22 protein-coding genes are annotated in these 22,678 nt (G+C 58.6%); 12 read left to right on the forward strand and 10 right to left on the reverse strand.

The window, feature by feature from the left end:
* A partial coding sequence (locus VF672_RS11800; protein WP_331104772.1) for an RHS repeat-associated core domain-containing protein occupies positions 1 to 1,179 on the forward strand: 1,179 nt, incomplete at its 5' end.
* A complete protein-coding gene (locus VF672_RS11805) occupies positions 1,176 to 1,607 on the forward strand; it encodes a hypothetical protein (RefSeq protein WP_331104773.1) in 432 nt (143 codons plus the stop codon). The genes VF672_RS11800 and VF672_RS11805, both read left to right, overlap by 4 nt.
* A gap of 459 nt (positions 1,608 to 2,066) precedes the next feature.
* On the opposite strand, the gene katE is transcribed toward VF672_RS11805, so the two are convergent.
* The gene (gene katE / locus VF672_RS11810; protein WP_331104774.1) at positions 2,067 to 4,226 is read right to left on the reverse strand and encodes a catalase HPII; all 2,160 of its coding nucleotides are present in this window, start codon (positions 4,224 to 4,226) and stop codon (positions 2,067 to 2,069) included.
* Positions 4,227 to 4,608: 382 nt separating this feature from the next.
* Here katE and VF672_RS11815 point away from each other — a divergent pair, with 382 nt between their 5' ends.
* The 3 genes from VF672_RS11815 (at position 4,609) to VF672_RS11825 (ending at position 7,129) form a co-directional block, all read left to right on the forward strand.
* Entirely contained in the window at positions 4,609 to 5,616 is a 1,008-nt protein-coding gene (locus tag VF672_RS11815) for a methionine ABC transporter ATP-binding protein (RefSeq protein WP_331104775.1), read from the forward strand.
* Positions 5,616 to 6,290 (forward strand): methionine ABC transporter permease, encoded by a 675-nt coding sequence (locus tag VF672_RS11820; RefSeq protein WP_331104776.1) that lies wholly within the window; start codon positions 5,616 to 5,618, stop codon positions 6,288 to 6,290. The genes VF672_RS11815 and VF672_RS11820 overlap by 1 nt, the downstream gene beginning before the upstream one ends.
* A gap of 65 nt (positions 6,291 to 6,355) precedes the next feature.
* Positions 6,356 to 7,129 carry a MetQ/NlpA family ABC transporter substrate-binding protein gene (locus tag VF672_RS11825; protein ID WP_331104777.1) on the forward strand — a complete coding sequence of 258 codons (774 nt, stop codon included), beginning with the start codon at positions 6,356 to 6,358 and terminating at the stop codon, positions 7,127 to 7,129.
* A gap of 94 nt (positions 7,130 to 7,223) precedes the next feature.
* On the opposite strand, the gene VF672_RS11830 is transcribed toward VF672_RS11825, so the two are convergent.
* On the reverse strand, positions 7,224 to 7,856 hold the full coding sequence (locus VF672_RS11830) for an SCO family protein (protein WP_331104778.1): 633 nt from the start codon (positions 7,854 to 7,856) through the stop codon (positions 7,224 to 7,226).
* Positions 7,857 to 8,064: 208 nt separating this feature from the next.
* Between VF672_RS11830 and VF672_RS11835 the strand changes: the two genes are divergently transcribed.
* On the forward strand, positions 8,065 to 8,715 hold the full coding sequence (locus VF672_RS11835) for a hypothetical protein (protein WP_331104779.1): 651 nt from the start codon (positions 8,065 to 8,067) through the stop codon (positions 8,713 to 8,715).
* 24 nt (positions 8,716 to 8,739) lie between these two features.
* Here the strand turns inward: VF672_RS11835 and VF672_RS11840 are convergent, their stop codons facing one another.
* The 3 genes from VF672_RS11840 to VF672_RS11850 form a co-directional block, all read right to left on the reverse strand.
* A complete protein-coding gene (locus tag VF672_RS11840; RefSeq protein ID WP_331104780.1) occupies positions 8,740 to 10,269 on the reverse strand; it encodes a SulP family inorganic anion transporter in 1,530 nt (509 codons plus the stop codon).
* 131 nt (positions 10,270 to 10,400) lie between these two features.
* Positions 10,401 to 11,066 (reverse strand): carbonic anhydrase, encoded by a 666-nt coding sequence (locus VF672_RS11845; RefSeq protein ID WP_414705598.1) that lies wholly within the window; start codon positions 11,064 to 11,066, stop codon positions 10,401 to 10,403.
* Between the two features lie 305 nt (positions 11,067 to 11,371).
* Positions 11,372 to 12,430 carry a PA0069 family radical SAM protein gene (locus tag VF672_RS11850; RefSeq protein ID WP_331104782.1) on the reverse strand — a complete coding sequence of 353 codons (1,059 nt, stop codon included), beginning with the start codon at positions 12,428 to 12,430 and terminating at the stop codon, positions 11,372 to 11,374.
* Between the two features lie 193 nt (positions 12,431 to 12,623).
* On the opposite strand from VF672_RS11850, the gene VF672_RS11855 reads away from it, so the two are divergent.
* Entirely contained in the window at positions 12,624 to 13,265 is a 642-nt protein-coding gene (locus tag VF672_RS11855) for a dual specificity protein phosphatase family protein (protein ID WP_331104783.1), read from the forward strand.
* A gap of 208 nt (positions 13,266 to 13,473) precedes the next feature.
* Positions 13,474 to 15,114 carry a hypothetical protein gene (locus tag VF672_RS11860; RefSeq protein WP_331104784.1) on the forward strand — a complete coding sequence of 547 codons (1,641 nt, stop codon included), beginning with the start codon at positions 13,474 to 13,476 and terminating at the stop codon, positions 15,112 to 15,114.
* A gap of 63 nt (positions 15,115 to 15,177) precedes the next feature.
* On the opposite strand, the gene VF672_RS11865 is transcribed toward VF672_RS11860, so the two are convergent.
* Positions 15,178 to 15,465 (reverse strand): YheV family putative zinc ribbon protein, encoded by a 288-nt coding sequence (locus VF672_RS11865; protein ID WP_331104785.1) that lies wholly within the window; start codon positions 15,463 to 15,465, stop codon positions 15,178 to 15,180.
* Positions 15,462 to 17,513 (reverse strand): oligopeptidase A, encoded by a 2,052-nt coding sequence (prlC, locus tag VF672_RS11870; RefSeq protein WP_331104786.1) that lies wholly within the window; start codon positions 17,511 to 17,513, stop codon positions 15,462 to 15,464. The genes VF672_RS11865 and prlC overlap by 4 nt, the downstream gene beginning before the upstream one ends.
* A gap of 90 nt (positions 17,514 to 17,603) precedes the next feature.
* On the opposite strand from prlC, the gene VF672_RS11875 reads away from it, so the two are divergent.
* Both VF672_RS11875 and VF672_RS11880 read left to right on the forward strand, forming a co-directional pair.
* Positions 17,604 to 18,152, forward strand: a complete 549-nt coding sequence (locus tag VF672_RS11875; protein WP_331104787.1) for a gamma carbonic anhydrase family protein — start codon at positions 17,604 to 17,606, stop codon at positions 18,150 to 18,152.
* 8 nt (positions 18,153 to 18,160) lie between these two features.
* Positions 18,161 to 18,832, forward strand: coding sequence for an HAD family hydrolase (locus VF672_RS11880; RefSeq protein ID WP_331104788.1), 672 nt, complete (start codon positions 18,161 to 18,163; stop codon positions 18,830 to 18,832).
* 41 nt (positions 18,833 to 18,873) lie between these two features.
* Here VF672_RS11880 and VF672_RS11885 read toward each other — a convergent pair whose 3' ends face one another.
* The gene (locus VF672_RS11885; RefSeq protein WP_331104789.1) at positions 18,874 to 19,941 is read right to left on the reverse strand and encodes an aminopeptidase; all 1,068 of its coding nucleotides are present in this window, start codon (positions 19,939 to 19,941) and stop codon (positions 18,874 to 18,876) included.
* Between the two features lie 103 nt (positions 19,942 to 20,044).
* On the opposite strand from VF672_RS11885, the gene VF672_RS11890 reads away from it, so the two are divergent.
* The gene (locus VF672_RS11890) at positions 20,045 to 20,461 is read left to right on the forward strand and encodes a hypothetical protein (protein WP_331104790.1); all 417 of its coding nucleotides are present in this window, start codon (positions 20,045 to 20,047) and stop codon (positions 20,459 to 20,461) included.
* A 66-nt stretch (positions 20,462 to 20,527) separates the two neighbouring features.
* Here the strand turns inward: VF672_RS11890 and VF672_RS11895 are convergent, their stop codons facing one another.
* Both VF672_RS11895 and VF672_RS11900 read right to left on the reverse strand, forming a co-directional pair.
* Positions 20,528 to 20,761: a DUF1161 domain-containing protein gene (locus VF672_RS11895; RefSeq protein ID WP_331104791.1), complete on the reverse strand. Its 234-nt coding sequence runs from the start codon at positions 20,759 to 20,761 to the stop codon at positions 20,528 to 20,530.
* 132 nt (positions 20,762 to 20,893) lie between these two features.
* Positions 20,894 to 21,325, reverse strand: a complete 432-nt coding sequence (locus VF672_RS11900; RefSeq protein ID WP_331104792.1) for an OsmC family protein — start codon at positions 21,323 to 21,325, stop codon at positions 20,894 to 20,896.
* A gap of 283 nt (positions 21,326 to 21,608) precedes the next feature.
* On the opposite strand from VF672_RS11900, the gene VF672_RS11905 reads away from it, so the two are divergent.
* Positions 21,609 to 22,610 carry an LLM class flavin-dependent oxidoreductase gene (locus VF672_RS11905; protein WP_331104793.1) on the forward strand — a complete coding sequence of 334 codons (1,002 nt, stop codon included), beginning with the start codon at positions 21,609 to 21,611 and terminating at the stop codon, positions 22,608 to 22,610.
* Positions 22,611 to 22,678: the final 68 nt, after the last annotated feature.

Here is a 22,678-nt window from a genome sequence, read left to right on the forward strand (position 1 = left end):
CAGATCGAGCGCTGGAACAACGCCGTGCGCAGCGACCTCAACTGGGACCTCTTCGGCCGCCTCGTACATTTCCGCGATCCGCGCCTCACCGTCGACTTTGCCTACGATCCCCTCGGACGCCGCCTCTACAAACTCTCCAAATCGCACCACAAACCGCGCCCTGAAGCCGGCACCGGCTGGAACGAAAACGAACACGCCCGCAAGGAACGGGAACTTGGCTGCGGCTTCACCCTGTACGGCTGGGACGGCGACAACCTGGCGTGGGAAAGCAGCCCCGCCCAATACGCCGACGGACGTGGTCGAACCGTTCATTACATCCACGAGCCCGGCACCTTCGTCCCGGTCGCCCAGGCCATCCGCCACGAAACCATCCGCCTCGTTAGCCAACCGGCCTACGAAGGTCGTTACGACTTCAAAGAAGATCCACTCTGGACCTATAAACCCAAAGCGCTGCCGATCGACGTCCTTGCCTGGTACCAATGCGACCACCTCGGCACGCCGCAAGAACTCACCGACCAAAACGGAAACACCGCCTGGAGCGGGCAATACAAAGCATGGGGCAAAGCCCAAGAACAGCGCTCGGAATTCGCCCAACACGTCGGCCTGACCAACCCGATCCGCTTCCAGGGTCAGTACCACGACCACGAGACAGGCCTGCGCTACAACCGGCATCGGTACTATGATCCAAGGATCGGGCGCTTCATCAGTAAGGATCCGATTGGGTACAGTGGTGGATTAAATCCCTTCCAGTACGCCCCCAACCCTACGGGTTGGTCGGATGCGTTAGGAATGACACGGAGCGCGCATCCTGCACCAAAAAAATCACGTTCTGCAGAGGATGTGGCAGATGAAGCGTTCTCAAAGGGGAGGAAATCCGGCGCTGCGGCTGAACTACGCGCTGGAGATCAATCAATTACCGGCGTTAGTGGGGAAGTCGTACCTCATAATCCACAAGTGACAGGTGCGCTAATGGGAACACCTTTAGAACGGCAAGCTCCATGGCACGGTGGGTGCGCAGAGATCGTATGCCTAGATAAAGCTTTTAACGCCGGAATCGATCCTGCCGGCGGCACTATCAGCACAGTCAATATTGGGTACTCTGGGAAAGGACACGGAACGCCTAAGCCCGCATGTCCAACCTGTGTAGACGTTTTAACGCACTTCGGAGTTAAAGTATGAACCGCGAGCACTTTAAAAAATACAGTATCAACTCGATAGTTCGACCTGCCGGCCACTCTAATGCATTTAAGCATCAGCTGGGCTTCTTTGTCAGCGTTTTGGATGCGTTGGAAATTTATTTTCCAGACGACGAAAACGATCCGAGGCAGTTAATAAACGATTACATACATGACAGAATTCCCATTGAAACACTCACTGATAAAGCGTCAGTTTGGTGGTCATTCATTGATGATCGAGCAGCAATGCGTGAATTTCGAGAGCGCAATATATTAATAGCTAGACTTGCTATCTGCCTTCTTTATCACGATGACACTAATGATTCGGCGCTAGGGGATAATCTGTCATGGTTTCTTGAGGTGCTTGACGCCTTAGGGGTCGATACGAACATACCAACTAACATGATGATAAGATATTTTGAATATCGATAACTAGTTCGTAAGTTAAATAGATCGGCCACTTTTGATTCACTACGCTTAAATTATGGAGCGATACAGCTCAGAGACGGAGCCTTACTATGTTCGATAAAGGCAGCCGTCCTCCTTCAGCTATGCTTAATATTTCACCGCGTGTGATTGAGAGGCTGTCCCTGTAGACTCATAAGTTCGAAACTAAGAGATAGAATACTTCATGTTTCAGGTGCGCTAGCCTGCCCCAGGAATTAGAGGGGGAGACCCTGCTCGAGTTACGCCGACAATACCCCCAGAGCACGCAATAGGACGCGTCACGAAGATCAACCCAGATTTCGAGTTGCAGATGCAGCGTGAAATCGAGCGCACCGAGCCGGCAAAAATCGTGTTGAAACCCGCCCAGCTCTGATCGTTTTTTGAGCAAAGAAAAGGCGTTGCCCTCGCGGGCAACGCCTTTTTGTTGCGCGCTACGCCTGCAAATTACGCAGGAATTGCCTTCGCCTTTGGCTCACGTGCCCAAACGCGATGCTGCTGGATCGCCTCGAAAAACGCCTTGAACGAAGCGCTGTCCGAAACGGCGAGCAAGCCGGCATCCGCTTCCAGTCGCAGCAGGTCGATCAGCTTCTGTGCATCGCCTGCGTAGGCAATGGCTTTGAGGTGTTTGTAGGCCTCAAGCACATAATGCAATGCCACACCGTCGCCGCTCAGAGCCGTGATCGACGCGTCTCCGCCAGGGATGAACACTGCGTCGAAAGCGACCGATGGCAGACCTTCCATCGAAGCATCGACGGCCAACGTTGCACCGCTCGCGGTCTTGACCGGCGCGGAGGTAGGGCCTAACACCTTGGCGTGGGCGCCTTCAGCTTCCAGCGCAGCCTTCATGACGGCTATAGCCTTGTCGTCAACACCATTGGCGACCAGTACCGCGACTTTGCGCGAAGCAATGTCGGCAGGCAGCAGGTTCGCCTGACTCAGCAGCGGCGACTTATCTACGCTCAGCTTGCCGTTGCTTTGCGCTTTGACAGTTGGGGCGGTTGGCGCTGGCAAGCCAAGGTTTGCAGCCACACGTTGCGCCAGCGTGAGGTCGATGTTTGTGAGGATCTCGTTCACCTGACGTGCGCGAATGTGCTCACGCTCAACCTTGCCCAGCTCGAAGCTGTACGCCGCGATGATGTGCTCTTTTTCGTGCTCGCTCATGCTGTTGAAAAACAGCGTGGCTTGCGAAAAGTGATCGCCAAACGAAGGGCTGCGTTCACGCACTTTGTGCGCTTCGACGCGCTCCTGGTAGGTTTCGAAACCACCGTCCTGCGGCCCTGCAGGGGTTTCTTTCGGCCAGCCCCCATCGATCGAATTAGGCTCGTAGGAAGCGCGGCCCTTGTCGATGGTGGTGCGGTGTTGAGCATCGCGCTGATTGTTGTGGTTCGGCGAGACCGGACGGTTGATCGGGATCTCGTGGAAGTTCGGCCCGCCCAGTCGGCTGATCTGCGTATCAGTGTAGGAAAACAGCCGACCTTGCAGCAGCGGATCGTTGGAGAAGTCGATACCCGGCACGATGTGACCTGGGCAAAATGCGACCTGCTCTGTCTCGGCAAAGTAGTTGTCGGGGTTGCGGTTGAGCACCATCTTGCCCAGTGGTGTTACCGGCACCAGCTCTTCCGGAATGATTTTGGTCGGGTCCAGAAGGTCGAAGTCGAACTTGTGCTCGTCTTCCTCGGCGACGATCTGCACGCCCAGTTCCCATTCCGGGTAATCGCCTGTCTCAATGGATTCCCACAGGTCGCGGCGATGGAAGTCGGTGTCCTTGCCCGCCAACTTCTGCGCTTCGTCCCACACCAGCGAGCACGTGCCGTACTTGGGTTTCCAGTGGAATTTCACGAACGAGGATTTACCCTCGGTGTTGATCATGCGGAAGGTGTGGATGCCGAAGCCCTGCATGGAGCGCAGGCTTTTCGGGATCGCACGGTCCGACATGGTCCAGAGCACCATGTGCGCGGATTCCGGCACCAGGGACACGAAGTCCCAGAAGGTGTCGTGGGCCGAGCCGCCCGTTGGGATTTCGTTATGGGGCTCTGGCTTCACCGCGTGTACGAAATCGGGAAACTTGATCGCGTCCTGAATGAAGAATACCGGCATGTTGTTGCCGACCAGGTCGTAGTTGCCTTCGCCGGTGTAGAACTTGACCGCAAAACCGCGTACGTCACGGACTGTATCGCCGGAACCGCGTGGGCCTTGAACCGTGGAAAAGCGCACAAACACCGGGGTTTTCTTACCCGGATCGCGAAGGAATTCAGCCTTGGACAGGGCGGAATGATTTTCGTAGGTCTGGAAGTAACCATGAGCCGCCGTGCCGCGCGCGTGGACGATGCGCTCTGGAATACGCTCGTGGTCAAAGTGGGTGATCTTTTCGCGCATGATGAAGTCTTCGAGCAGCGAGGGGCCGCGCGATCCGACTTTCAACGTGTTCTGGTTGTCGGAGATCTTTACGCCCTGATTGGTGCGCAATGCCTCGCCGGTAGCGTCGGAGCGGAACGTCTCAAGACTTTCGACCTTGGCATTGGTGTTGCCACGATCCAGCGTGTCAGTGCCAGCCAGTTCACTGTTGGCATTGGCGCTAACAGGTGGATTGGTGTTCTTACTCATCAGACAAAACTCCTCAGTTCGGACGGCTCCTTTTCTCGCCTCCAACGGAGTGGAAGCAGCAGAAGCTCGTAGGCGGAAATGCTTGACACGAAGCCAGGCAATATTCAGGCGCTAAGTAAATGACTGACGATGAAAACAGCCGTTCCGTTTGTTTTCCCGATTCTTCGATTTCCACCGTCAGACTGACAGTCGGCCACCGATATGACCATTCGGCAGGGACAGTGAGAAATAAATGCTAAGAAGGCTGGGCCCAATCTTGATTGTGCAGGCTAAAATGCGCGCCCGGTTTACCCAGCCGAAGCCGAAATGGCATCGCTCAGCAGCGTGTGAAAGGCATGAGTCCCCACGCTGATTTTTCAACGCGCCCCACAAGGTTCGCTCCGTGATCGAGTTTCAGAACGTCCATAAAACCTATCGGGTCGCCGACCGGGAAATTCCCGCGCTGCACCCCACCAGCCTGCGCATCGAAAATGGCCAGGTGTTTGGCCTGATCGGCCATTCCGGTGCCGGCAAAAGCACGATGCTGCGCCTGATCAATCGCCTTGAAGCGCCGAGCGGCGGCACGATTCTGGTCGATGACGTTGACGTCACCGCACTGGATGCCGACGGTCTGCGCGGCTTCCGCCGCCAGGTGGGCATGATCTTCCAGCACTTCAATCTGCTGTCGTCAAAGACGGTGGCCGACAACGTCGCCATGCCGCTGACACTCGCCGGGGACATGTCCCGCACGCAGATCGATCAGCGCGTGGCCGAATTGCTCGCCCGCGTGGGTCTGTCCGATCACGCCAACAAATACCCGGCCCAATTGTCCGGAGGGCAGAAGCAACGCGTCGGCATCGCCCGTGCGCTCGCCACCAAGCCGAAGATTCTCCTGTGCGACGAGGCCACCAGCGCCCTCGACCCGCAAACCACGGCGTCGGTGTTGCAGTTACTGGCCGAGATCAATCGAGAGCTGAAGCTGACCATCGTGCTGATCACTCACGAAATGGACGTGATCCGCCGCGTCTGCGATCAGGTGGCGGTCATGGATGCCGGCGTCATTGTCGAGCAGGGCCCTGTGGCCGATGTGTTTCTTCATCCCAAGCACCCCACCACCCGCCGCTTTGTGCAAGAAGACGAGCAGGTCGACGAAAACGAGCAGAACAGCGATTTCGCCCATGTCCAAGGCCGCATCGTGCGCCTGACGTTCCAGGGCGAAGCAACCTATGCGCCGCTGCTGGGCACCGTCGCGCGGGAAACCGGCGTGGACTACAGCATCCTGGCCGGCCGTATCGATCGCATTAAAGACACGCCTTACGGGCAACTGACGCTGGCCATCACCGGTGGTGACATGGACGCCGCATTCGCCCGCTTCACCGCCGCTGACGTTCACATGGAGATCCTGCGTTGATGGATACCTTTCTCAACCTGTTTTCCAACGTCGACTGGTACGAAATCTGGCTCGCGACCGGCGACACGCTGATCATGCTCGGCGTGTCGCTGGCATTCACCGTTCTGCTGGGCTTGCCGCTCGGTGTGTTGATGTTCCTGACATCGCCGCGTCAATTGCTCGAGAACAAGCCGGTCTATGCCACCGTTGGCCTGATCGTGAACATGCTGCGCGCGCTGCCATTCATCATTCTGCTGATCGTGATGATGCCGCTGACAGAAATCATCACCGGCACCTCGCTGGGCATTCTTGGCACGCTGCCGCCATTGATCGCAGGCGCTACGCCGTTCTTCGCGCGCCTTGTGGAAACCGCGCTGCGGGAAGTGGACCGCGGCATCATCGAAGCCATTCAGGCCATGGGCGCGACCACTCGGCAAATCGTGGTCAAGGCGCTGCTGCCTGAAGCACGACCGGGCATCCTCGCGGCCATCACCGTTACCGCCATCGCGTTGGTGTCGTTTACGGCCATGGCCGGTGCGGTCGGGGCCGGCGGCCTGGGCGATCTTGCGATTCGCTACGGTTACCAACGGTTTCAGAACGATGTGATGTTTGTAACGGTCGTATTGCTGCTGGTGCTGGTGCAAATCCTGCAAACCGTTGGCGACAGACTGGTCGCGCACTTTTCACACCGTTAACCGAATTCGCCGGCCGCTGGCCGGCAGATGCACGCCACTGCGCGTGCATTCCAGGAGTAAGAGAAATGAAGAAGTTGTTGGCTGTATTCGCTGCCGTTGCAGCCCTGTCTGCCCACGCGGACGACACCTTGACCGTCGCGGCCTCCGCCGTGCCCCACGCCGAGATCCTGGAATTCGTGAAGCCCATGCTGGCGAAGGAAGGCGTGACGCTGAACGTGAAGGTTTTCAACGACTACATTCAGCCGAACGTGCAGGTTGACCAGCAGCGCATGGACGCCAACTTCTTCCAGCACCAACCGTATCTGGATGAGTTCAACAAAGGGAAGGGCACGCACCTGGTGAGCGTCGCCAAGGTTCACATCGAGCCGTTTGGCGCTTACTCGGACAAGCTCAAAAGTCTGGCCGAGCTGCCGGATGGCGCTAACGTGGCGATTCCCAATGACGCCACCAACGAGGGCCGCGCGCTGTTGCTGTTGGTCAAGGCCGGCTTGATAACCCTGAAAGATCCGACCAGCATCACCGCCAAGCCGGGCGACGTGCAGCAAAACCCGAAAAACCTGAAGTTCCGCGAGCTTGAAGCCGCAACCCTGCCTCGCGTGCTGACGCAGGTGGACCTGGCGCTGATTAACACCAACTACGCCCTGACCGCAAAGCTTGATCCGACCAAAGACGCGCTGATCATCGAAGGCCAGGAGTCGCCTTATGCGAACATCCTGGTGACCCGCGAAGACAATAAGGACTCGCCTGCCATCCAGAAGCTGGTCGCCGCGCTGCACAGTCCGGAAACCAAGGCATTCATCGTCGAGAAGTACAAAGGCGCCGTGGTCCCGGCGTTCTGATAGAGCTGCTGCCCGGGCGATGCAGCTATCGCCCGGTACCCATACTCGTTTTCCACGCAACACTGATCTCAGCGCAACGCCGGGATCATCCGCCTTACTTCCTCTCAACCAATCCCGGCAACTGCGCCGCCAGTTTCTGGCCGTTGAGCGGTGCGCGGATGAATCCACGCTGTGTGCCGTCGGGCCCAAGTAGGGCGAGGTTGCCGCTGTGGTCGACGGTGTAATTCGGCTTGCTTGTGTCCGCCGGAATGTAGGGGATGCTCACGGCATTCGCCAGCTTCTGCAGCGTAGCGACCGGCGCCCTCAGGCCAAGGAACTGCTTGTCGAAATACCCCAGGTATTGCTTGAGATGTTGCGGGGTGTCGCGATCGGGATCGACGCTGACCAGCACGACGCGCACTTTATCGACGGCATCCCTGGGCAGCTCGCTTTTGATCTGACGCAGCTGGGCGAGCGTGGTCGGGCAGATGTCGGGGCAGAAGGTGTAGCCGAAGAACAGCAGCGTCCATTTGCCCTTCATCTGGCTCATCGAGACGGGTTGCCCATCCTGATCGGTGAACGTCAGGTCCGGCACAGCACGGCTCTGCGGGAGAAGGATGATGCCTGCGTCGATCAGCGCGGTCTGGTCACCCTGATCCGTTCCGGAGAGCACACGGTTGACGATCACGCCAAGCACCAGCGACACGAGCGCAACAAGGATGAAGACGGTTTTTTGGGTTCGGGTCATGAGTCCAACACGCTGAGTGATCCGGGACAGATCGGGAATGGTAACGCACACTTCCCCCGCCATTCGGCTCTCGCAGAAAGAGCCTGTAAGAACGGATGCACATAGCCATGAACGGGTTATGACATATTCGTCTTAACCTCGTGGGTGAGCAAGCTAAGGTATGACTTCTCTATAATGACCGTCTGGTTTCATTGCCTATGGAGCACTCATGAACACCGCCGCATTGCGCGAGCAGATTACCCGAGCTCAGGAACACGAAAATCAATCCGGTCAGCTATCGCGCCGGCTGGAGTCGCAACTTGCTCATCTGCACCCCTCCATTCATCTGCCTGACGTAGATGCACGAGGCGTGTTGACGCGTTTCGTCATTGCCTACATCGGTCAGGTGCCGGATTTGCTGGAGGCCGCCCATGACGTCGCGTTACAGGCGGGCATCGAAAGCCAGATCAAGCCGGTCCTGAAAATCGCCGAGCACTTCTTCAGCGCGCCGCCCGCCATCATGGCGGGCCACGAGGGGCTCGACGGGCTGCTGGACGAAGCGTATCTGGCACACCGGCTGGTGGAGGAAGTGAATGATCTGTACATCAGGCATCTGGGCCAGCCGCTGATTCCAATGAACACCACAGTGGCCAGCGTCATCGCCCACCAGTTGATCGGCGAAGCGTTTGCCAACCAACTGGACGAAGTGGTGCATCACGCCATCGATGAAATGCTGAACGACGACAGCTTCTCGCTGGAATCGGTAGAAGCCTACCGCGAGCGCCTCGCCAGCCCGGACACTGACGCAGCCTGGAAGCGTTGGCCCAGCCTGTCTCGCCAGTTAGGCGTTGGGCTGGAACTGGAGTGCGGGAAAGACTGATCCCGCACATCCCTGGTGCAGTCCTCAGTGGAGGGCTGCACCTCCGATCGACGTACGAATCCTTCCCTCTACGCGACGCTTGAGCAGGCGTTGTTCCAGCAGTAAACGTGAGCCCTGCGCCGCATTGGCACGGCCCCATTCTTCCAGCAACTCCAGACAAGAGTGGTCGATATAGGTCAGGTTACCCAGCGGCACATGCAGCGTGGTACCTGGCGGAACGGTCTCCAGCGTCTGGGTCAGGGCCGGCACCTTGAGGAACGTGGCCGAACCGTTGAGGCGCAGCTCCATTTCACCTTCGGCCGGCAGGTCGACCAGATTGATCTTCAGGCGCGATGCATTGAGCGCCAGCTTCACCAGCGTCAGGCCAAAGCCAATCAACACACCGGTCAAGAGGTCAGTCAGCACAATCGCGCTGGCGGTCGCGCCGTAGATGAACATCGGCATGCGGCCATAGCGGCCCAGTCCCTTGAGCGCTTGAATGTTTACCAGCTTCACGCCGGTGTAAACCAGCACGCCGGCCAGGCTCGCCACCGGAATGCTTTGCAGCACGCTGGACAACAAAAGCACGAACGCCAGCAGCCACAAACCATGGAACATCGCCGACAGACGCGTCTTCGCACCCGCCTGCACGTTCGCCGAACTGCGCACGATGACGCCCGTCATCGGCAGTGCGCCAACCAGACCGCAGAGCATGTTGCCCACGCCTTGGGCGCTGAGTTCTTTATCAAAATCGGAACGCTGACCGTCGTGCATCCGATCCACCGCCGCTGCCGACAACAGGGTTTCGGCGCTGGCAATAAACGCTACTGCAATCGCTGCGATCAGGATGGCGGGATCGGCCAGGTTCATCAGGTCTGCGGGTCGCAGCCAGTCGATGGCTTCTGCAAGATTGGCCGGGACCTCGACGCGCTTGACCTGCAAGCTCATCACCAGGCTCACCACCGTGGCGATCCCCACACCAAGCAGAGCGCCCGGCACAAACCGAAGCGCATGGGGCCGGCGCTTTTCCCACAGCCACATCACGGCAATCGTACCCAGCCCGAGAAGCCCGGCCTGCATGGCGCTACCGGGGCCCATCGCGCCGATAAGGGTCTGCGGGAACGCCACCAAATTGTCGATCCCGGACGGCTTGGGCCCACTGTCGAACATCACGTGAACCTGGGAAAGCACGATCAGCACGCCAATGCCCGCCAGCATGCCGTACACAACTGCCGGCGCCGTGACGCGAAACCAGCAACCGAGCTTCAAGCGACCCGCGAGTAACTGAAGCGCACCGGCAAGCAGCAAAATAGGGCCGAGCATTGCCATGCCATGCTCACGAACCAGCTCGAACACCAGCACCGCCAAGCCTGCTGCAGGGCCGCTGACCTGCAACGGCGAACCCGCCAGCCAGCCCACCACCAGACCGCCAATGATGCCGGTGATCAACCCTTTGGACGGCGGCATGCCCGAAGCGATGGCGATCCCCATACACAGCGGCAGGGCCACGAGAAAAACCACCACGGAAGCCAGCAGCTCCCGTGGTAACAACGCTTTGAGATCAGTAGTAGCCATGACGACTCTCCGGAATTCAGACGTGACAACGCCCGGCGGCACGCGTTGAACGCGGCCGCTACGAGCTTGTATGAGGGTGGAACCGTCAGGGCCGACGCCGGTGCGCTCAGGCGCAGCGGGTCAGCCAGCGATCAATATCGCCCGCGGGGAATCGACGCCATGGGCACCGGGTGGTCGCCATCCAGCGCCAGGAAGCAGTCCTGCTCGGCATCGTAAGCGCGGATCTCGCTGGTTTCGATGTCGTAGACCCAGCCATGGATAAACAGCTGACCGCTGGCCAGCTTGGATGCCACGGAAGGGTGCGTGCGCAAGTGCTGCAGCTGAGCAATGACGTTTTCTTCGGTGAGTACGTGCATGGTTTCGTGCTCGCTGGTGCAATTGCAGTTGTCTTGCACAACTGTCTTGGCGACCTCGGCGTGGCGCAGCCAGGCTTTGACCGTCGGCATCTTCTCGAGGGTGTCGGGGTTGAGTACGGCGCGCATCGCCCCGCAATCCGAGTGGCCACACACGATGATGTGTTGAACGCCCAGCGCCAGAACGGCGTATTCGATGGCAGTCGAAACGCCACCGTTCATGGGGCCATAGGGCGGGACGACGTTGCCGACGTTACGGGTGACGAACAAGTCGCCCGGCGAGCTTTGAGTGATGAGTTCCGGAACGATGCGCGAGTCGGCGCAGGTGATGAACATGGCCCGTGGATGTTGGGCGGTGGCGAGTTTCTTGAACAGCTCTTCCTGCTGAGGGAAGACGTCATGGCGGAAATGCTTGAAGCCATCAACGATGTGCTGAAGCGCCATCTCGGCGGTTTCCACCTGAGGCGTTACGCCTGTCGTCGCAGCCTGAGACTGCTTATCCTGCTCACTCATGTTTCATCCTCTCTGACGGATTGAAGTGGATTTTCCGGCGAATCCTGTGGATGACCCACTTTTTTCTGGCCTTCGGGCGAATCTTTCCTACAAGGCCAATCGGTCACTTCCGACTCACCTTAGCGACGCAAACTTAATTCAAACTGAATGCGTGGCTCTAGATCGCGGGTCTTGGGTTAGAAAATCTAACCCGCTCGCGCCTGTCATCACGCAACACCCTTAAGACGCGCCCTGAGTCACAACAGCGACATCTGACCGCCAGGCGGGCAAAACGCGCTGCTGTCGAGCTGAAAACTGTCGCGTCGGTTCAAGCCGTGCTTTTTGACCGCGAGGCTGAACCGCTGCGCCAGCAACTCTGCAAAAACGCCTTCGCCCCGCATCCGTGAGCCGAACTGGCTGTCGTACACCTGACCGCCTCGGCTCTGCCGCACCAGGCTCATCACATGCTCGGCCCTTTGCGGATAATGCGCTTGGAGCCACTCTTCGAACAACGGGGCAACCTCCAGCGGCAGGCGCAGCATCACGTAACTCGCACTCAATGCGCCAGCGGCCTTGGCCTCGGCCATCAGCTTCTCCAGTTCCATGTCATTGATCATCGGGATCATCGGCGCCAGCAAAACGCCTACCGGCACTGCGGCATCGCGCAAGACCCGGATCGCTCGCAGCCTGGCCTTGGGTGCGGCAGCCCGGGGTTCGAGGATGCGCTTGAGCTCATCGTCCAGCGTGGTGAGGCTGATGAACACCGACACCAGCCTCAGCTTCGCCAGCTCGACCAACAAATCCAGATCGCGCAGGATAAGCGAGCCTTTGGTGATGATCGTGACTGGATGACGGTAGCGCAGCAGCACCTCAAGCGTTGCCCGGCTGAGCGCGTATTCGCGCTCGATGGGTTGATACGGATCGGTGTTCGCGCCCAGCGTGATGGGCGCAACGCTATAGCCTGGCTTGGACAACTGCTGCTCCAGCAGCGCGGCAGCATTGGTTTTGGCGATCAGCCGGGTCTCGAAGTCCAGCCCCGGCGACATGTCCCAGTAAGCGTGGCTTGGCCGGGCGTAACAATAGATGCAGCCGTGTTCGCAGCCACGGTAGGGGTTGATCGAGCGGTCGAAGGGAATGTCGGGCGACGAGTTGCGCGCGATGATGGTCTTGGCGGTTTCCAGCGTGACGGTGGTGCCTTGGGTCAGCGGCACTTCCTGATACCAGCCATCATCCTCGGCCACGGACCGATTGGGCGCAAAACGGTTATGCGGGTTAGTGGCGGTGCCGCGCCCGCGTGGGGGCAACTGGGTAGACATGCCGGCTCCTCGATAGCTGTTTATCCATACAGTATCGCGAAACGCCCTTCACCTTCACGCGCAGACCCGGAAAAACACGCCGCTACCGATCAACGGCTTTCACCAACTTTTGACACCGGCCTCACAGCGCTTTGACCCAGCGCAGCGAAGACTTGCCCCATCCATAATGGCTGGTTCTCACGGTACGTCTTCCATGCGCCTTCATCCGCTCGCTGCTCAACTGCTCCTGCTACTGGCCGTGTCATCTGTGCCTTTCGCTCAGGCCGATGAAGTTTCTCCTGAGCAATCGCCGCGGCCGGCGCAATGGGCGCAGCTCGTTGATCGGCATTACAACCTTTACCAGATCACGCCAACGCTTTATCGCAGCCGCCAGCCAGACGCCGCTGCCCAGCCGCTTCTGGAACAGCTTGGCGTCCATACGGTGATCAACTTCATCAAGCAAAGTGACAGCACATGGCTGTCCGATGCAGCCGTGGCGCAGGTGCAGATTCCGTTGCAGGTGGTGCACATCGACGACGCCGATGTGATTCAGAGCTTGCGGGCCATCCAGACCGCGCAGCAAAACGGGCCGGTGCTCATTCACTGCAAGCACGGCCTGGACCGAACCGGTCTGGTGGCCGCGATGTACCGCATCGTCGCTCAAGGCTGGAGCAAACAGGCAGCGCTGGATGAGATGGAGCACGGCGGTTATGGCGACGAAGACAGCCTCAAGCGGGGCATTGAGTACATCGACAAGGTGGATGTGGCGGCGTTGAAAGCGGCACTGGACAACGGCGCGTGCAGCACCAGTGCGCTTGCCCGCTGCGCGATTAAAGGGTGGTTTCAGAAAGTGTAGGTAATGGGTTGCAGACGGTCTCGTGGCGCCTCTCAGTTGCGCGCTGAAACGATACGCACGGCAGAGTACTCGTATTTTGCAACACACCCGATCGGCACTTTTTGCGGCAAGAGTTCCAATCACATCTACTACTTATCGACGTGCCGGGATTGGCACAGGTTTATGACGTGCTTTAACTCAACCACCTCTATCGAAAAGGATTTCGACAGTGAAGATCAATTACCCGCTCTCCCTATTGGCGACGCTGTTCAGCTTCGCAACGGTCACCGCACACGCCGCCTCGCTGGACTCAAGGAACAAGCCGTTCAACGAATACAGTTGGGTCACCACCCATAACTCGTATGAAAAGATCAATCAGAATCTGAAAGAAATACCCGCACAACTTCAGGACGGGGTACGAGGTTTCATGCTTGATCTCTACGTTGATACCTTCGACCCCCGCCCTGAACAACGTATCAAGGTCTGCCACAAGCAGCTCGCCTGCTACGGCCCGCTATCTGCTCAGCTGAAAAAGGAGTTCCTGCCGTTTCTCAAGAACAACCCGCAGGAAGTAGTGACGTTATTTCTCGAAACCTACGTTGAGCGCCAGCACCTCCAGGAAGTCTTCGACACGCTGCCGGCGCTGGCAGATGTTTCATTTGATCCAGCCAACTTTGCGCCGGATCAGTGGCCGACGATCGCTCAGATGGCGGCGCGTAACAACCGTCTGATCCTTTTGACAGACAAACGCGGCGTCACTGGCGACTATTGGGTTAAGGGCAAAAAAATAACGGTGCTGTTTGATCAGGACTGGATCGTGCAAAACAGGTGGGACACTCTTGGCAATGTTGCGAGCAGCATCGAGAGCACTCACGACTGGTCTTGTCCCACTCGCTGGGGCAACTTACCGCTCAACACTGAAAAGGTCGCCACATCGACGGGCAAGCATTGGAAGCGATTGTTCCTGATGAATCAGTTTCACCCCGGCACGAGCACCGTCTTCGACTCGGCCAGCTACGACAACAACCTCACCTACCTCAAACGCCGCGAAGACAACTGTGCAGTTACCCCCAACTACGTTGGCATCAACAACTACAGAAGCGGCGAAACACACCGATACACCGCAGCGCTTAACAATGGCGGGATTTACCTCCATGAAGGCCGGCAGGCAACTCGGGCACAAGACATCGTCTGTGTGATCCCCGTTCGCGCTGGAGCGGTCGATCGCAAGGCTAACGGTTGTGAAAACGACGAGGCGAGATCAATGTCCTTGTCGGGCGTCGAAAGGGGTACCCGCATTCAGTTATTCGACAGTGGCAGCGGCAATACCCAGGACGATCACATCACCATCGATGTGAAGCGCGACATTGGCATTCGCGAACGCGTGGTTCTTGGGAGTTTCGAGTCCGACGTGAGCAACAGTGATTACCAGGCGGTTTACAACCGGAACAACGGGCTCGACGGCAAGACCTCGCGCATCGTCATCAGCAGGACCCCAACCGACTTTTCCGACGCCTCCGTGGCGTTCTACGAGGGCGTTAACGCCGGTGAAAACCTCGATTGCGTCATCCCTTTCAGCTCCCGCTACACCGTGAAGATGACCCGCAACAGCTATGGTTGCTCCAACGACGAGATCAAGTCGGCCAGAATCATCAAGGCCAAAGCGGGGACCTCTTTCACGCTCACCGGCCATCCCCAAGGTGACTTCAAAGAGGGGCGTACGACCGTGGAGGTTCTGCGTGACATTACCCTGCCCGTCGTCATCGCAACTTTTAACAGCAGCTATTCAAACGCCGACGTTAAAGTAACCAACTACAGCAAGGCCGTTGGCGGCAAGGTGTCTTTCGCTTATATCAACGGCGCCCGTTAAACCAGTACGTAAGAAAAAAGGGATACCTACGATGGGTATCCCTTTTCCTTTTCCGAAATCACGTCAACTCGGATCAACCGGCTTCTTCAGCTTCGGATTCGGGAAGAATTGCACGCCCTGCACCTTGGGATCCGCCGGCTTTACCGCGGGCTTGTTAACCCGCGTGCCGAGTTCTTTCGGGATCGATTGACCCTGCGCATTGAGGGTGTCGGAATAACCGCAGTGCACGCATTCACGGTGCGGCACGTCGTCTTCGTTCCACATCATCAACTTGTCAGGCTCGCTGCACGCCGGGCAAACAGCCCCGGCGATAAAGCGCTTCTTGGTAACAACCTGCGGTGTTTCGGTCATGCTGCTGCTTCCTCACTCAAGCCCGAATGTCGCAAGAGTGCGTCAATCGACGGCTCGCGTCCGCGGAAGTCGACGAACAGCACCATCGGCGCCTGGGATCCGCCGCGCGCCAGAATGGCCTCACGGAAGGCGCGACCGGTCTGCTCGTTGAACACGCCTTCTTCCTCGAACTTCGAGAATGCATCGGCAGACAGCACTTCAGCCCACTTGTAGCTGTAATAGCCCGCTGCGTAACCGCCGGCAAAGATGTGCGCGAAGCTGTTCGGGAAACGGTTGTACGCGGGCGGACGCATTACCGACACCTCGTCACGCACGGCTTCGAGCACTTGCAGCGTGGTGCGGCCGTCGCCGTGAGTGGCGTGCAGTTCGAAGTCGAACAGCGAGAATTCCAGTTGGCGGACCATCATCAGGCCGGACTGGAAGTTCTTCGCCGCCAGCATTTTTTCCAGCAAGTCCTGAGGCAGCGGCTCGCCGGTTTCGTAATGCCCGGAAATCAGTGCCAGGCCTTCCGGCTCCCAGCACCAGTTTTCCATGAACTGACTTGGCAGCTCGACCGCGTCCCACGCCACTCCGTTGATGCCCGACGCGCCCGCATGCTCGACGCGGGTCAGCAGGTGGTGCAGGCCGTGGCCGAATTCGTGGAAGAGGGTGGTGACTTCATCGTGGGTGAGCAGCGCGGGCTTGCCGCTGTCTGCCGGGGTGAAGTTGCAGACCAGATTGGCCACCGGGCTTTGCAGCGTGCCTTGGGCGGTGCGACGACGATCGCGCGCGCCGTCCATCCATGCGCCGCCACGCTTGTTGGCGCGAGCATAGAGGTCGAAGAAAAAGCGACCGACGTGCTGGCCGTTTTCCTTGATCTCGAACAAGCGCACGTCGGGGTGCCAAGTGTCGAAGCCCTTCTGCTCGGCAATCTCGATGCCGTACAGTTTTTGCACGATCGCGAACAGGCCGGTCAGCACTTTATCGACCGGGAAGTAAGCGCGCAGGGCCTCCTGAGAAACGCTGTACCGCTGCTCGCGCAGCTTCTCGCCGTAGAAGCCGCTGTCCCAGCTCTGCAGGTCGGGGCAGCCTTGCTCAGCGGCATAGGCTTTCAGTTGCTGCAAATCCTGAACGGCAAACGGCTTGCTGCGCTTGGCAAGATCACGCAGAAAGCTGAGCACGTGGTCACTGGACTCGGCCATTTTGGTGGCCAGGCTCAGTTCGGAGAAGCTGGCGAAACCCAGCAGTCTGGCCAACTCCTGACGCAGATCCAGGATTTGCTCCATGATCGGGCCGTTGTCGTTTTTGCCGGCGTTAGGGCCTTGATCCGATGCGCGGGTGCAGTACGCCGCGTAGACTTCCTCGCGCAACGCGCGGTCTTCGGCATAGGTCATGACGGCGTAGTAGCTTGGAAACTCAAGCGTGATCAGGTAACCGTCGAGGTCTTTCGCCTTCGCCGCGGCGGCCATTTGCGCCTTGGCCGATTCGGTCAGGCCGGCGAGGGCGGCAGCGTCAGTGACGTGCTTGCTCCAGGCCTGGGTCGCGTCGAGCAACTGGTTGGAGAACTGGCTGCCCAGCTCGGACAGTTTGCTTTGCACCTCGGCGTAGCGTTTCTGTTGCTCAGGCGGCAGATCGATACCCGACAGGCGGAAATCGCGCAGCGATTGCTCCAGAATGGTCTTCTGTGCGACATCGAAGTGTGCGGCTTCCGGGCTGTTGGCCAAGGCTTCGAAGGCCTGGAACAGCTCGCGGTTCTGACCCATCTCGGTCGAGTAGGCACTCAGCGCCGGCAGGCAGGACTCATAGGCCTCGCGCAACTCGGGGCTGTTGCACACAGCATTCAGGTGGCTGACCGGACTCCAGGCGGCACCCAGACGGTCATTTAGTTCGTCCATCGCCAGCACCAGGCCAGCCCATGTAGGCTGCGAACCCTGCCTGGCAAGGATGTCGGCAATCGCAGCGCGGTTGTCTGCGAGGATCTGATCAATGGCAGGTTTTACATGCTCGGCGCGAATCGCCGAGAAAGGTGGCAGGTCGTAGGATTGCAACAGAGGGTTGTTCGCGCTCACGGTTTGGCACCTTGGCTAAAAGAAACACTCACGCATCTTAATTACAATCGACGCTGACCGCAGCTATCGGCGCCAGAGAAGGAGCCTATCGTGACCATTCGCACGTTCCAGCACCACACCCCGACCCTCGGCGAGCGGGCGTTTGTCGACCACTCGGCGGTTGTGATCGGTGATGTCGAAATCGGCGTCGACAGTTCGGTCTGGCCGTTGACTGTTATCCGTGGCGACATGCACCGCATTCGTATCGGCGCGCGCACCAGTGTCCAGGATGGCAGCGTGCTGCATATCACCCACGCAGGCCCATTCAATCCGGACGGTTTCCCGCTGTTGATCGGTGATGAAGTCACCATCGGCCACAAGGTCATGCTGCACGGTTGTGCCGTCGGCAACCGCATTCTGATCGGCATGGGCACCACTATCATGGACGGCGCGGTGGTGGAGGACGAGGTAATCATCGGCGCAGGCAGTCTGGTCCCGCCCGGCAAACGCCTCGAGAGCGGGTTTCTCTACGTCGGGCGGCCTGTAAAGCAGGTGCGCCCGCTGACTGAAAAGGAAATCGCCTTCTTCCCCTACAGCGCGACCAATTACGTCAAGCTGAAAGACCAGCACCTGGCCGAAGGCTTCGACAAACCCTGCTGAGAGCACTCGTGCATTACCAGAATATTCTGTTCGACCTGGACGGCACCCTGACCGATCCGCGCGAAGGCATCACCCGCTCCATCCAGTTTGCCTTGAGCAAGCTGGGCATCGACGAACCCGACATCACGCGCCTTGAGCACTTCATTGGCCCGCCGCTGTTGCAGCAGTTCATGCGCGCTTACGACTTCGACGAAGCCAGGGCCTGGGAAGCCGTCGGCTTTTATCGCGAACGCTTTAAGGTCACCGGCCTGTATGAAAATCTGGTGTTCGACGGCGTGTTCGAATTGCTGGACTTGCTCTCGGACCAAGGCCGGACGCTGTTTATCGCGACATCCAAACCCTGGGTCTTCGCCCATGAGATCGCCCGGCATTTCGATTTCGCACGTCATTTCAAACTGATTTATGGCAGCGAACTGGACGGTACGCGCACGGATAAGGTCGAACTGATTCGGCACCTGCTGGATCAAGAGCAGCTTGATCCGAAGCAGACGCTGATGATCGGCGACCGCAAACATGACTTGATTGGCGGCAAGCGCAACGGATTGGACGTGGCAGCGGTGGGGTACGGGTTCGGGAGCCGTGAAGAACTGGAGGCTGAGGCGCCGACGTATCATTTTGATTCGTTGAGTGCGCTGCATCGTGCGTTCTCAGAACCTCAAACGCTCGGCAATTTACGCTGATAGTCCCCACACGGAGCGTGGGAGCAATCACAGTTCGAGCGTTAGGCAGATGATTTGGCGAGCCGCTCTAACGCAGCCTTGCGTTCGTCCTTGGGCAATCCGCCCAGCTTTTCAACCGCCGAATAGAACGCAGGCCAATCGCCGTTGACCTGCCTGAATAACGCCTCAAATGCTGGCACCCATTGATCGTACAAGCCGATGGGCAGCAATCGCGCGTTGTTCATGGGCGCGTACACCCAGCTGTCGAAGCGTTTATCACCGCCCCACTGACTGTCGCGCAACTGCCGATACTCGCTGCGCAGACGCTTGAACTCAGCCGCTTTGCGTTCTCGCATCACCTGCGGGCTCAACGGCTGGGCATAGAGCGCCTTCAGCCTGTCGCGGGTGTCGAGCGCCAGCCGCGTAAGCTGGTCGCGTCGCCGCGTTTCCGAAGACTCGGCTTCTGCAGGCAACCCACGCGCCGCGCGCCACTGACGTGTGCCTTCCTGCTCGACAAAACTGGCGTAGGATTCGTTGAACTCACTGTGGTCTTTTACGTAAAACCGCTGGTGCGCCAGTTCGTGAAAAATCAGCGTTGCAAGCCGTTCGTCACCCCAGTTCATCATCGAGCTGATGATCGGATCATCGAACCATCCAAGGGTTGAATAGGCCTCAACGCCGCTGACGTAGACGTCCTTGCCCTCGAGCTTGCGCAGGGCAGCGTCTCCTCGCGCGGCGCCCTGGCTGTAATAGCCGCGATAGGCCACGCAGCCGGCAATGGGAAAGCAATGGGTAACCGGATCAAGCGAAAATTCGCCGGTCGCGAAGACATTCCAGACCACATACGGCCGATGGATATCGGCATAAAGCCGGTAGCTGCGGTTGTCCGGCAGATGCAGGTGCTCGGTGGCGAAGGCACGCGCCTGCTGCGATTTAAGCAGATGAACGCGCAGCTTCGGGTCGCGCTGCGGATCGGCAATCACGTCGGCAACCGGCTCGCGCGCACGCAAAAGCGAGAGTTGGCCACTGGCCAATTGCGAGTAATAAGTAAGGCTGGAACAGCCGCCGAGAAGTAAAGTCACCACCACCGGAAGGCCACGCTGCAGCCAGCCCGTTTTCGATCGAATCATGCTGCAGCCTTAACGTCGATATAGGAATTCCATACCCAGCGTTATGCCGGACAGCCCGCCTCTGACGCAACCACCTCGTTAATTTCGTACTGCGGAGACTGTCATGCGCTTGCCTCTGTCCATCATTGCCCTGAGTTTCCTGGCCGGGTGCGCAGGGCCGTTGCCTGCGGTTGACCCGCAGCAGGCTTGGGTCGATTTGCACACATTCACCGGCAAGACACTAATGGCCGACAAGCTCGACGGTGTGCGCACCTACGATGGTCGCTTTTTTCAGGTGACGCCCGGCAAGCATAAGCTCGAAGTGCGTTACGACTACGAGTACGCACCCGGCGCGATGGGGCTCTCGATGGACATCTACAACGAGCGAACCTGCTACGTGACGATCAACTTTGACCGCTTTGAAGCTGGGCACCGCTATCGCCTGGACGTGCGCAACATCACGAACAGTATCGACGCGCAGTTGCGGGACGAGCAACGCAACGTGCTGGCGGAAGAGGGGGATATTTTCTGTATCCCGTGAGGCATGATCGCGACGTCTGCGCGAGCCTGCCAGAAGCTGACGGAATGCTTCAGCTCACGCCGAGGCTTAACGATCGTTGTTCTGATAAATGATCTTCTTCGTGCCGTTGTTGCAGGTGCCGACGACCATGTTCTGATCATGGACCTCTTCGTTGCTCACGATTTCCAGGGTGTAAGAGCTGACGTTCTGGGCCTGGATCTTGGCTTCGATCTCGTCCTTGAGCGATTCACATGGAAGGGGCGCAGCGAAAGCGCTGGTGGTGAGTGCCCCGAGCATCAGGATTGCGGCGATACGTTTCATGGTCGACTCCTTCAACGCCCTGCGATACGCATGGGCCTTGCATGTGACCGTACGGCCGCACGCCGGTTCTGAGAGCTCCATAACGAAGATGGCCCGCAATTGCGGGCCATCGAGTGCTGCAGTGACGTTACATCAGCTCACGAGCGTGGCATCGAGCGTGATTTTGGCGTTCAGCACTTTCGAAACCGGGCAGCCTTCCTTCGCATCGTTCGTCAGTTTCTCGAACTGTTCCTGAGTCGCGCCTGGGATCTTGGCTTTCAGGGTCAGGTGCACCGCGGTGATCGCGAAGCCGCCATCGACTTGATCCAGAGTCACGTCAGCTGCGGTGTCGATGCTGTCTGCTTTGAGGTTCGCATTGCCGAGGATCATCGACAGCGCCATCGAGAAACAGCCGGCGTGGGCTGCGCCGATCAGTTCTTCCGGATTGGTGCCCTTGCCGCCTTCAAAACGCGCCTTGAAGCCGTAAGGCGCTTCACGCAGGACGCCGGTTTCAGTAGAGATGCTGCCGATACCCGACTTCAGGTCACCTTCCCAGTGGGCGGATGCTTTCTTGACGATGCTCATGGTGTCTCCTCAATGAAAAGTGCGATTTCGCTCGCACGCGGACCAAAGTTCTGAGGAGTGTAGGCGCGAGTTAGTTCAACGCGTATGCCGCCTGTGCTTTTTTGCTGAGAATCCCAAAACTAAATCCGACCAATTTAGTCGGAAATTTTGCATTGCCCATTGCAACTCAGAAATCCGGCCTTATCCTATGGCTTAACGCAAATATTTAGTCTTAATGCCGGTTTGCTCGAGTGATGTCCCCAATGGATACCCGTTCAAGCCTCAAGAGGATCACCAACGGCCTATGAAACGATTAGCTGATGTGAAGATTTCGACGCTCGATCTGGTACCCGTCCGTGAAGACAAAGGCCCGGCAGAATCGCTGCGTAATGCGCTGGATCTGGCTCAACACGTCGAGAAGTGGGGCTACAACCGCTTCTGGGTAGCCGAGCACCACAACATGGATGGCATCGCCAGTTCGGCAACGTCAGTTCTGCTGGCCTATCTTGCCGGTGGCACCTCGACCATTCGAGTGGGGTCGGGCGGGATCATGCTGCCCAACCATGCGCCGTTGGTGATCGCCGAGCAGTTCGGCACGCTGGCAAGCTTGTACCCGGGCCGTATCGATCTGGGCCTGGGCCGCGCGCCGGGTTCCGATCAAATGACCGCCCGCGCGCTGCGTCGCGAACGCTCCGGCAGCTCCGATGATTTCCCGGATGACGTGACGGAACTGGTCAACTACCTCGGGCCACGTCAGCCTCATCAGCGAGTCCTCGCTGTGCCGGGCACCAATACCAACGTGCCAATCTGGCTGCTCGGCTCCAGCCTGTTCAGCGCTCAGCTGGCAGGTGAGCGTGGGCTGCCGTATGCGTTTGCATCGCACTTTGCGCCACGTTTCATGCACGAAGCGATACGCGTCTACCGCAATCACTTCCAGCCTTCTGAAGTCCTCGACAAGCCCTACGTGATGCTCGGCGTACCGCTGGCCGCCGCAGAGACCGACGAGCAAGCTGAATACCTGGTGACCTCGGTGTACCAACGCATTTTGAGCCTGATGCGTGGGCAGAGCCTGATGCAAAAGCCACCCGTCGACAGCATGAATGGCCTGTGGCTGCCCCATGAGCGCGACGCGGTGATGGATTTCCTGGGACTGGCGGTCGTGGGTGGACCGGAGAAGATTCGCGCGAAGCTGGACGTGCTGCTTGAACAGACCGACGCAGACGAGCTGATCTTCACCTGCGACATGTACGAACACGCGGACCGCCTGCGCTCGTACGAGATTTTGGCGCAAGCGGCGAAGGGCTGATTCAAGTCAGCACGTCGCCATCCGTCCCCTCCAAACAAAAAAACCGACGCCAGATGCGTCGGTTTTTT

This window comes from Pseudomonas sp. (genome assembly GCF_036387035.1).
GTDB lineage: Bacteria > Pseudomonadota > Gammaproteobacteria > Pseudomonadales > Pseudomonadaceae > Aquipseudomonas.

Coding starts and splice junctions, on each gene's coding strand:
- VF672_RS11890 (WP_331104790.1), top strand. CDS start 20,045: ATGCGCTTGCCTCTGTCCATCATTGCCCTGAGTTTCCTGGCCGGGTGC.
- VF672_RS11825 (WP_331104777.1), top strand. CDS start 6,356: ATGAAGAAGTTGTTGGCTGTATTCGCTGCCGTTGCAGCCCTGTCTGCC.
- VF672_RS11865 (WP_331104785.1), bottom strand. CDS start 15,465: ATGACCGAAACACCGCAGGTTGTTACCAAGAAGCGCTTTATCGCCGGG.
- VF672_RS11885 (WP_331104789.1), bottom strand. CDS start 19,941: ATGATTCGATCGAAAACGGGCTGGCTGCAGCGTGGCCTTCCGGTGGTG.
- katE (WP_331104774.1), bottom strand. CDS start 4,226: ATGAGTAAGAACACCAATCCACCTGTTAGCGCCAATGCCAACAGTGAA.
- VF672_RS11805 (WP_331104773.1), top strand. CDS start 1,176: ATGAACCGCGAGCACTTTAAAAAATACAGTATCAACTCGATAGTTCGA.
- VF672_RS11845 (WP_414705598.1), bottom strand. CDS start 11,066: ATGGCGCTTCAGCACATCGTTGATGGCTTCAAGCATTTCCGCCATGAC.
- VF672_RS11830 (WP_331104778.1), bottom strand. CDS start 7,856: ATGACCCGAACCCAAAAAACCGTCTTCATCCTTGTTGCGCTCGTGTCG.
- VF672_RS11905 (WP_331104793.1), top strand. CDS start 21,609: ATGAAACGATTAGCTGATGTGAAGATTTCGACGCTCGATCTGGTACCC.
- VF672_RS11895 (WP_331104791.1), bottom strand. CDS start 20,761: ATGAAACGTATCGCCGCAATCCTGATGCTCGGGGCACTCACCACCAGC.
- VF672_RS11820 (WP_331104776.1), top strand. CDS start 5,616: ATGGATACCTTTCTCAACCTGTTTTCCAACGTCGACTGGTACGAAATC.
- VF672_RS11900 (WP_331104792.1), bottom strand. CDS start 21,325: ATGAGCATCGTCAAGAAAGCATCCGCCCACTGGGAAGGTGACCTGAAG.
- VF672_RS11855 (WP_331104783.1), top strand. CDS start 12,624: ATGCGCCTTCATCCGCTCGCTGCTCAACTGCTCCTGCTACTGGCCGTG.
- VF672_RS11840 (WP_331104780.1), bottom strand. CDS start 10,269: ATGGCTACTACTGATCTCAAAGCGTTGTTACCACGGGAGCTGCTGGCT.
- VF672_RS11850 (WP_331104782.1), bottom strand. CDS start 12,430: ATGTCTACCCAGTTGCCCCCACGCGGGCGCGGCACCGCCACTAACCCG.
- VF672_RS11835 (WP_331104779.1), top strand. CDS start 8,065: ATGAACACCGCCGCATTGCGCGAGCAGATTACCCGAGCTCAGGAACAC.